Raw genomic sequence first — 8528 nt, 5'->3', positions numbered from 1 at the left:
AAACCCAACCAGCTAAACCATAGAAATCTCACTGATGGAATGATACGCTTATTTACGGGTATAATCTCTACCGAGATGCCCTGGAGGAATCCATCTAACCTCTATTCAGGAGATATTATACAATGATTTACAAGTAAAGTTAAGTTTCCTTTCAGGTATTAAGATAGAAAACTATAAAATGAAATGACTAATTATCTGATAGGATTATTAATCAAATAAAGAATAATATTTTAAATTAGATTAGTAATGTTCGTTAGAAAATAAAGATGTTTTCTATCAAATGTTACAACTATATTATACGAGGTTTATAAAGAAGCTGTCGAACTATGTGTGCATCTTTGCAAGCTCTATAATCTTACTGAAAAAGATATCATTGGACACTATGAAGGACATCAAAAAGGAATAGCCAGTAACCACAGCGACCCTAGAAATTGGTTTCCAAAGCACGGTAAAAATATGGATACTTTTAGGGCAGATGTTAAGGCAACACTATGTTGCAAAAATGATTCAAAAAAGACACCTGCATCTCCCCCATCATCCTCCCCTACTAAACTATATAGAGTTCAAGTAGGAGCATATGCTGTTAAAGCTAATGCTGATGCTATGTTAAAAAAGGTTAAGGCTGCAGGTTTTACTGATGCCTTTATAAAAACTGAATAATTAAATTTTTACTACGGATTTTCCCCCTCACTGTCCTTTAGATAGTGAGGGGTTTTTCTTTTTCCCTTAATACCTTTAAAGGAGAAAATACATGAAAGAGAATCCAAATCTAGAATTTACTCAATTATCAAATAAACAACTAGAAAATGAAGTCAGCTATTTTATTGCTCAGAAACTATTATCCTCTTTGCTGGATAAAGGACTAATAAGTACTACAGAATACCAAAAAATCACTTTTCTAAACAGATCCTCCTTCTCTCCTATTTTAGCTGCAATAATGCCTGAAACCCTTGATATAAGTGAACTGTAGAGTTAACATGTGACACTGACAAGGAGGTGAAAACTTGAGGAAAGTAAAAATAATCGAGCCCTTAGCTAATGAAACAAGGAATATAGAGAAATTAAACGTTGCAGCCTACTGCAGAGTATCTACTGACAATGCAAAGCAACTAGATAGTCTAGATGCTCAAATAAGACATTATGAAAGTTTTATTAAATCAAATAATAAGTGGACGTTAGCTGGAGTTTATTATGATGAAGGGATGACAGGAACAAGCAAGGACAAAAGAACTGGGCTTCTTAATCTAATTAAGGACTGCAAAGAAGGTAAAGTTAATTTAATTATTACAAAGTCTATCAGTAGATTAGCAAGAAATACAGCCGACTGCTTAGAACTAGTTCGGAGCTTTACAGAACTTGGGGCTTATTTATATTTTGAAAAAGAGAATATAAATACTCAGTCTATGGAAAGTGAACTCATGCTCTCCATCCTAGCTGGACTGGCCGAGAATGAATCGTTATCTATTTCTGAAAATACTAAATGGTCTATTAGACGTAGATTTCCAAATGGAACTTATAAAGTTTCTGATCCACCCTACGGCTATGATGCACGAAATGGAAAACTAGTTATCAATGAAGAAGAAGCTAATATAGTTCGACATATTTTCTCTGAAACCTTGGCAGGCAAAGGTAGTCAAAAAATAGCTAACGAATTAAATAGAAGAAATATAAAAAGTAAAAGAAACTCAAAATGGACTGCTAATACAATACTTGGCATGTTACAGAATGAACGATTCATCGGCGATGCTCTTTACCAGAAAACTTATATGGACAGTAATTATAAGCGACATACTAATTATGGGGAAAGTGATATGTACTATATTAGGGATAATCACTCCCCTATCATTAGCCGTGAGGACTTTGAAGCCACTGCCTTAGTTTTAGAACAAAGAGCCAAAGAAAAAAACATTACTAAAGAAGATAGTAAATACCTAAATCGATACGCCTTTTCTGGAAAGATTAATTGCAAACATTGTGGGGCTAATTTTAGAAGAAGAACTCACACAAGTGGCCGACACCCTATCGCTTGGTGTTGTTTTACCCATATTAGAAACATAAAAGCTTGTCCTATGAAGTATATACCTGATTCCTCTTTTAAACATGCATTTATAACCATGTTTAACAAGCTAGTTTTTGGATACGGAAAAATATTAATTCCTCTTTATACTAGTTTGCAAAACTTTAATAACGAGGATAATTTAAAACTTCTTGAAGATATAGAAATTCAACTTAAGGAAAACAATCAACAAAGGGATGTCTTAGTTGAGCTTCTATCAAAAAATTATCTTGATCCTGCAATTTATAGAGAAAGTAATAACAAACTCCTTCAGGAGGCTAAAAAACTACAAGAGGAAAAAAACATTTTAAACCGCATGATAACTAGTAGCTCTGAGGAACTCAAGGAACTGAATAAACTATTACTTTTCTTAGCTAAGGCTGATATGATAAACAATTTTGAAGATAAACTTTTTAATGATTTTGTAAAAGACATTTCAGTTTTTTCAAGAGAAGAAATAAATATAAATCTAAAATGTGGACTAAGTCTTAAAGAAAGGCTGGTGATATAAATGAGCCACACACCCATTGGCTATCAAATAAAAGATGGAAAAGCCATTATTGACAAAGATAAGGCTAAACAGGTCCAACTTTTATATGACGTCTATTTAACAGGTGCATCTTTAACATCAACTGCAAAATCAGTAGGTTTGAATCTAACTCATTCTAGTGTAGGCAGAATACTTCAAAACATTTCTTATTTAGGTGATGACTATTATCCGCAGATTATTAAAAAAGATACTTTTGATGCCGTTCAACTAGAGCGGAAAAAAAGAGCCAAGAAACTAGGCAGAATTTTTCCTAAAAAAGAAAATGTGCCTGTCTGCTACCCTAAGACATTTAGATTAGAAAAGCAAGAGAAAAAGTACAAAGACCCCTTTAAACAGGCTGAATATGTTTATAGCTTAGTTCAAATAAAGGAGTGATTAAATGGTAAGTGACAAGAAAGTTACGGTGATTCCTGCAAGGAAAACAAAGGAAAGAACAAAAGATAATAAAAACCCTAAGCTTAGAGTTGCTGCTTACTGCCGTGTTTCTACTGAAAATGAAGAACAAGCATCAAGCTATGAAACTCAAATCAGTCATTATACTTCTTATATTAAGAATAGGCCCAATTGGAAACTGGCAGGTATTTTTGCTGATGATGGTATCTCAGGAACAAATACTAAGAACAGAGAAGGCTTTAATAAAATGATAGACGACTGTATGGCTGGAAAAATAGATATGATTATCACCAAGTCTATTAGTAGATTTGCTAGAAATACTTTAGACTGCTTAAAATATATAAGAATGCTTAAAGATAAAAACATAGCAGTATTCTTTGAAAAAGAAAACATCAACTCAATGGACTCTAAAGGTGAAGTTATGCTAACCATTATGGCTTCTTTAGCCCAGCAAGAGAGTCAGTCCTTAAGCCTAAATGTTAAAATGGGCATACAATACAGATATCAGCAAGGCGAAGTTAGAGTAAATTGCTCCAGGTTTCTTGGTTACACTAAAGATGAAAATAAAAAACTTGTAATTGTACCTGAAGAAGCTGAGGTTGTTAAACGCATATATCGTGAATACTTAGAAGGCAACTCTATGCTTAAAATTAAAAGAGGCCTAGAGGCTGATGGAATATTAAACGGAGCAGGTAATAAGATATGGCATACTAGTAATATTTCTAAAATACTGCGAAATGAAAAATATATCGGTGATGCTCTTTTACAAAAAACCTATACTGTTGACTTCTTAACTAAAAAACGGGTCAAGAACAATGGTTTAATACCCCAATACTATGTAGAAAATAACCATGAACCTATTATCCCAAAAGATATTTATATGCAGGTACAAGAGGAATTAGCCAAAAGAAGATCTCCCTATACCAGCCCTAGCGGGAATAAAAGAACTTACAGTAGCAATCATTGTTTTGCTAACATAGTTATTTGTGGAACTTGTAAAGAAATCTACCGCAGAGTCCATTGGAATAATCGTGGAAAGAAATCCATTGTATGGAGATGTGTTAGTAGGCTAGAAAACACTGGACAGTTTTGTGATGCTAGAACAGTCCACGAGAAAGATATAGAAGAATCTATTATAAAAGCCATCAATAACATTTTAAATAAAAAGGATTGCTACCTCCCTATCTTGAAAAATAATATAGCTTCTGTTTTAAATAATGAGAAGAACAAAGAACTAGATAATATAGAAAACAAGCTCAATGATTTGCAGCAAAAACTGTTAAGCTTAGTTCATTCCAGCTCCAACTACGATGACATAGCAGAGGAAATTCATCAGTTGAGGGATAAGAAACAAAACCTTCTTCTGAAAAACGCAAGGCAGGAAGAAGTCAATAAAAGAATTGAAGAAATGACAAACTTCCTAAATGAACAAGATACCACCCTCATAGAACATGATGAAACTCTTGTAAGACGAATTGTTGAAAAAGTCTGGATTTATGAAGATAAATTTACAATAGAATTTAAGTCTAACGTGATGGTGGAGGTAAACGAATAAGGTTGAAACAAGTAAGGCACTCTACGATATTATGATCGTAGAGTGCCTTGCTTTCTCTCTTATCTTAATCATTAATAATCTAATTTTAAGACAATGTCTTTAATATCATCTACGCTAGAGTATAAACTATCAATCGATTCACTTATTTTCTCAAGACACTCCACATAGTTTTCATTTTTTTCATCATGTTCATTGATTTGAAGTGCAATACTATTCTCCATTTTTTTTAGAAGCTGAAATAAATAATCGAAATTACCCTGAATCTCACGTTGTTGAGAAATTTCGTATTGAAGTTTGCGGCCATACATCTTTTCAATTTGCTTTATATTCTGCTTTGCCCTATTGAAGTATCTCGAATAGAGTTTATAGACCTTTATGTTAAGCATTTCCAGTCTTAAATATTCGTCCTTCAAATCATTAATTCTTTCATATATGTAATTTACCATTTGTTGGCCATCGGCTTCATATTTGCTTAAGTGTTCCCTGCACCATGAATCTGGGTTAAAGTTAAATATGTCGTGTATGGTTACATATCTACAAGTAATCTCGATATTGTTATCTTTGATATAGTTTTCAATTATATCAGATAATGCCTTTGATAATGATGAATATAGTTCGAGAAAAGTGTTTTCAATTTCAAGCTCTTTTGCATCGAACTTTATTCCACGTTGTTTTATATAAGGGACAATTTCTTCTTCCTTCATGTTTTCAGCACGACTTGTAAAAACCTGAAATGAAATAATTGCTCGTTTTGTTGCTTCATAATCTAAAGCATTTTTCTCTAAATTGACTTTAAAAAAACTATAAACTCGTTGTAGGTTGAGGTAAATTTCAATGCGATCTTGAAGTTTGTCAGCTATCTCGTTACTCATATAGCTCATATAAACACCTGCTGCAAATAAAAACAACGCATAAACAGACGCAGCTATAAATGTATCACTTTTGTCTTGTAGCGAAAAATAGTAAAAAACTGCACCTATTGAAACAAAAATAACAATAACTGTAAGAATATATTTATAGTTTCTTTCAAACCAACTTGTTGCCTTAAAGTCCATAAATTCCACCCCGCTCTCTTATATTGAGATTTAAATACACTTATTCCTAACATTCAACTTGACCACTCAACCTCTACTAAAACAGAAAAACATCTAAACTGTACTCTCTAATATTTTTTTCATCTAAACTGTACTCTCACTACTTATTTTTCTGATTTTCCTCTCTCCTATTTTCTCTTCTTCTTGCAAGAAGAGAAAAATAATCAAACCGCCTAAAGTCTTATACATAAGGGCTTTACCATCTTTTACTTCTCTACCCTTGACATCAATACTACGCACTCCACATGGCTCGACCGTATGTTTTTAATTACAACAATAACAGATTTTCAACCTATTGGTTCGGTAGATACAGTCCACAGTTTTTACCTGTTCGATAGATGCAGTCAACCCCAATATGTCCGTTTGGTAGAACGGTTAACGGTGAAAGGTTATTTTACAAATACCTTTACCATTAGTGCGTATAATCAATAATCTTTATTATTTTTCCAACCTTCTTTTCAATTGCAGCCCTCATCTGTTGTGCGTACGGGCATGCGAATCCAATAGGATTTCCTTTTGTTATACATGAAGCCAAAACAATAGTATCTGCACCTCGTTTTACCATTTCAGCCGCTCTGGTTACTGCCTTTTTCCCAGGACAACCGCCACAAGTGTTCACTCCAGTAACTTCTATTTCCTCTTCTGATACCTTCAAATGCGCATTTCTTCTCTTTCATCACTTTAAAATCAGTTGTTCCGGGGCACATATCCTCAGTTTGCATACATCTAATTAATCCAACTTTCATTAATAAACCTCCAATTCTATATGTACGGTAGTAAAAAATAGTACTTGCACTAATTACACCGTGCAAGCACTATTTCACAATACAAATGTGCTATTCTATTCGCCGCATTCATCATGATGCTGATGTTCATGACAAACGGAACCAGTCGATTTTAAGGAACCCTGCAGGTACGCTTCTACCGCATCCTTAGCGTTACCTTTTGCTCCGACAATAACCTCGATGTTCCTTTCATTAAATATCTCGACTGCACCTCCGCCCATACCACCGCTGATAATGACATTTACACCACGATCGGCAAGAAAATTAGGCAAGAATCCAGGTCTATGTCCAGGGTTAGCAATGGTTTCGCTTTTGAGAATTTGATTGTTTTCGGTGTCAAAAATCATAAACCCTTCGCAATGTCCAAAGTGCTCGGTCACCATTCCGTTTTCGCTTGCTACTGCAATTTTCATCATTTAATTTTCCTCCATTTTTTCTAATATTTTTGCAATCGGCTCAAGCCAATTGCCATCGAAAAGCTCTATCATACCCTTGTCACATGCAGCTGAAATTTTCGGGTCAATAGGTAATTTAGCAAGAACCTTTAAATTATGTTTATCAGCAACTTCTTCAATATGGCTTTCGCCAAATATCTGATAGTCCTTGCCGTTATCAGGGCATTTAAAATAGGACATGTTTTCTACCAGACCGATAATAGGGATATTCATCATCTCAGCCATCTTAACAGCTTTTGAAACAATCATGGAAACAAGTTCCTGTGGGGACGTCACAACGATAATTCCATCAACAGCAATGGATTGAAATACCGTAAGAGGAACATCGCCGGTGCCCGGCGGCATATCGATGAACATAAAATCCACATCGCTCCAAATAACATCTGTCCAAAACTGCTTTACTGTGCCGGCAATAATTGGTCCTCTCCAGACAACCGGGTCAGTGTCGTTTTCTAAAAGCAAATTGACAGACATAATATCAATCCCGGTCTTTGTTTTAACAGGGAATAGGCCAAATTCACTGCCTGAGGCTTTCTCCCTGATACCAAAGGCTTTTGGGATAGAAGGCCCTGTAACATCCGCATCCAGAATAGCTGTATGATAACCCATTCTGTTCATGGTGACTGCAATCATAGAGGTAACAAGTGATTTGCCGACTCCTCCTTTGCCACTGACAATACCAATGACCTTTTTTACACTGCTCATCTCGTGCAGTTTTTCGGAGAAGTCCGTTTTTTGTTCTTTTCTTTCTGCACAGTCCTCCGAACAACTGCTGCAGCTTTGATTGCAATTTTCGCTCATATTCTTGCTCCTTTTATTTAGATTGTAATTTCACTGCCTGCTGAAAGGTAATAGATGCTATCATCCATAGCAGCTTTTAGCCTTTTATAAGGCTCTAGACCTGTACAATGACAGGTGTAAAATTTTGCCTTTGTACCCATTAGGTACTTACCAATCCTATCTATTATTTCAAAGTCCTCATTGCCGCCAGAGCGGCTGGAAAGATGAAACCCGCCTATTACATAGTTGGGCATTCGCCCTTTAAGTGTGTGAAAATGCTCAAGAATATTTATAATGCCATTATGGGCACAGCCAGTTACTAATAGGGTTTTCCCGTCTTCCTCTACCACGAAGTTCTGTTCATGTGCAAAGGTATCATCGATCGTTTGCCCCTTATACTCCTTGAATAAACCACCGTTTGATTTTGGATGCGCCTCTCTTTGGGCAATATTCGAGAATACTTGGATTCCACTGTTAATAAAGAAACGGTCTGATGTGAGGACAATTTGTTTGTTTTGTTTCAGATTTTCATCAAGACCTATAAAATCCAATTCATCGTTTGGACGGATCGCATAGTGCTTTTCAAAAGCGAGTCGATGTAGAAATACCTCGGCTTTTGTGTTTTCTTTCAAAAATGTTTTTAGCCCTCCGCCGTGGTCATAGTGCCCATGTGAAATCACAAGAAAGTCAATATCAGCAATATTCACATCAAGCTTTTTTGCATTTTGAAGAAATTGCTCACTTGCACCAACATCAAACAATATTTTATGTTTCCTTGTTTCTATATACAGGCTAAGGCCATGCTCGCTGCCAAAGTCTTTTGATATCGCTGTGTTTTCAACTAAAGTTTTAATAAGCAT

Annotated in this window: 9 protein-coding genes and 1 pseudogene; 5 read left to right on the top strand and 5 right to left on the bottom strand. The window is 35.1% G+C overall.

The features are described from left to right. The first annotated feature begins 330 nt into the window (after positions 1-330). The 5 genes from CLOACE_RS05530 to CLOACE_RS05510 all read left to right on the top strand — a co-directional run bounded on the left by CLOACE_RS05530 (position 331) and on the right by CLOACE_RS05510 (position 4554). Positions 331-660, top strand: coding sequence for an N-acetylmuramoyl-L-alanine amidase (locus CLOACE_RS05530; RefSeq protein ID WP_479723167.1), 330 nt, complete (start codon positions 331-333; stop codon positions 658-660). A gap of 91 nt (positions 661-751) precedes the next feature. Then, on the top strand, positions 752-970 hold the full coding sequence (locus tag CLOACE_RS05525; RefSeq protein ID WP_070110043.1) for an SHOCT domain-containing protein: 219 nt from the start codon (positions 752-754) through the stop codon (positions 968-970). Between the two features lie 34 nt (positions 971-1004). Continuing rightward, positions 1005-2567: a recombinase family protein gene (locus CLOACE_RS05520; RefSeq protein WP_070110042.1), complete on the top strand. Its 1563-nt coding sequence runs from the start codon at positions 1005-1007 to the stop codon at positions 2565-2567. Beyond that, the gene (locus CLOACE_RS05515) at positions 2568-2981 is read left to right on the top strand and encodes a recombinase family protein (protein ID WP_070110040.1); all 414 of its coding nucleotides are present in this window, start codon (positions 2568-2570) and stop codon (positions 2979-2981) included. It begins immediately after the preceding gene. A gap of 4 nt (positions 2982-2985) precedes the next feature. Beyond that, positions 2986-4554, top strand: coding sequence for a recombinase family protein (locus CLOACE_RS05510; protein ID WP_070110038.1), 1569 nt, complete (start codon positions 2986-2988; stop codon positions 4552-4554). Between the two features lie 71 nt (positions 4555-4625). On the opposite strand, the gene CLOACE_RS05505 is transcribed toward CLOACE_RS05510, so the two are convergent. The 5 genes and pseudogenes from CLOACE_RS05505 to CLOACE_RS05485 all read right to left on the bottom strand — a co-directional run bounded on the left by CLOACE_RS05505 (position 4626) and on the right by CLOACE_RS05485 (position 8528). After that, complete coding sequence (locus CLOACE_RS05505) at positions 4626-5609, bottom strand: hypothetical protein (RefSeq protein WP_070110036.1); 984 nt, start codon at positions 5607-5609, stop codon at positions 4626-4628. A gap of 451 nt (positions 5610-6060) precedes the next feature. Further along, positions 6061-6394: pseudogene (locus tag CLOACE_RS05500) on the bottom strand (CGGC domain-containing protein). A gap of 95 nt (positions 6395-6489) precedes the next feature. Further along, entirely contained in the window at positions 6490-6849 is a 360-nt protein-coding gene (locus tag CLOACE_RS05495; protein WP_070110035.1) for a NifB/NifX family molybdenum-iron cluster-binding protein, read from the bottom strand. After that, complete coding sequence (locus tag CLOACE_RS05490) at positions 6850-7689, bottom strand: Mrp/NBP35 family ATP-binding protein (protein WP_070110033.1); 840 nt, start codon at positions 7687-7689, stop codon at positions 6850-6852. Positions 7690-7706: 17 nt separating this feature from the next. Further along, complete coding sequence (locus tag CLOACE_RS05485; protein ID WP_070110032.1) at positions 7707-8528, bottom strand: MBL fold metallo-hydrolase; 822 nt, start codon at positions 8526-8528, stop codon at positions 7707-7709.

It is taken from the genome of Clostridium acetireducens DSM 10703 (assembly GCF_001758365.1).
In the GTDB taxonomy this organism is placed as follows: Bacteria; Bacillota; Clostridia; order Clostridiales; family Clostridiaceae; genus Clostridium_C; species Clostridium_C acetireducens.
Note: the sequence above shows the minus strand (reverse complement) of the source record. Positions and strands in the feature narration are given on the sequence as shown.

Excerpts from the sequence above, each read along its gene's own strand:
- CLOACE_RS05525 (WP_070110043.1), top strand. The coding sequence starts at position 752 with ATGAAAGAGAATCCAAATCTAGAATTTACTCAATTATCAAATAAACAA.
- CLOACE_RS05515 (WP_070110040.1), top strand. The coding sequence starts at position 2,568 with ATGAGCCACACACCCATTGGCTATCAAATAAAAGATGGAAAAGCCATT.
- CLOACE_RS05510 (WP_070110038.1), top strand. The coding sequence starts at position 2,986 with ATGGTAAGTGACAAGAAAGTTACGGTGATTCCTGCAAGGAAAACAAAG.
- CLOACE_RS05505 (WP_070110036.1), bottom strand. The coding sequence starts at position 5,609 with ATGGACTTTAAGGCAACAAGTTGGTTTGAAAGAAACTATAAATATATT.
- CLOACE_RS05495 (WP_070110035.1), bottom strand. The coding sequence starts at position 6,849 with ATGATGAAAATTGCAGTAGCAAGCGAAAACGGAATGGTGACCGAGCAC.
- CLOACE_RS05490 (WP_070110033.1), bottom strand. The coding sequence starts at position 7,689 with ATGAGCGAAAATTGCAATCAAAGCTGCAGCAGTTGTTCGGAGGACTGT.
- CLOACE_RS05485 (WP_070110032.1), bottom strand. The coding sequence starts at position 8,528 with ATGCTTATTAAAACTTTAGTTGAAAACACAGCGATATCAAAAGACTTT.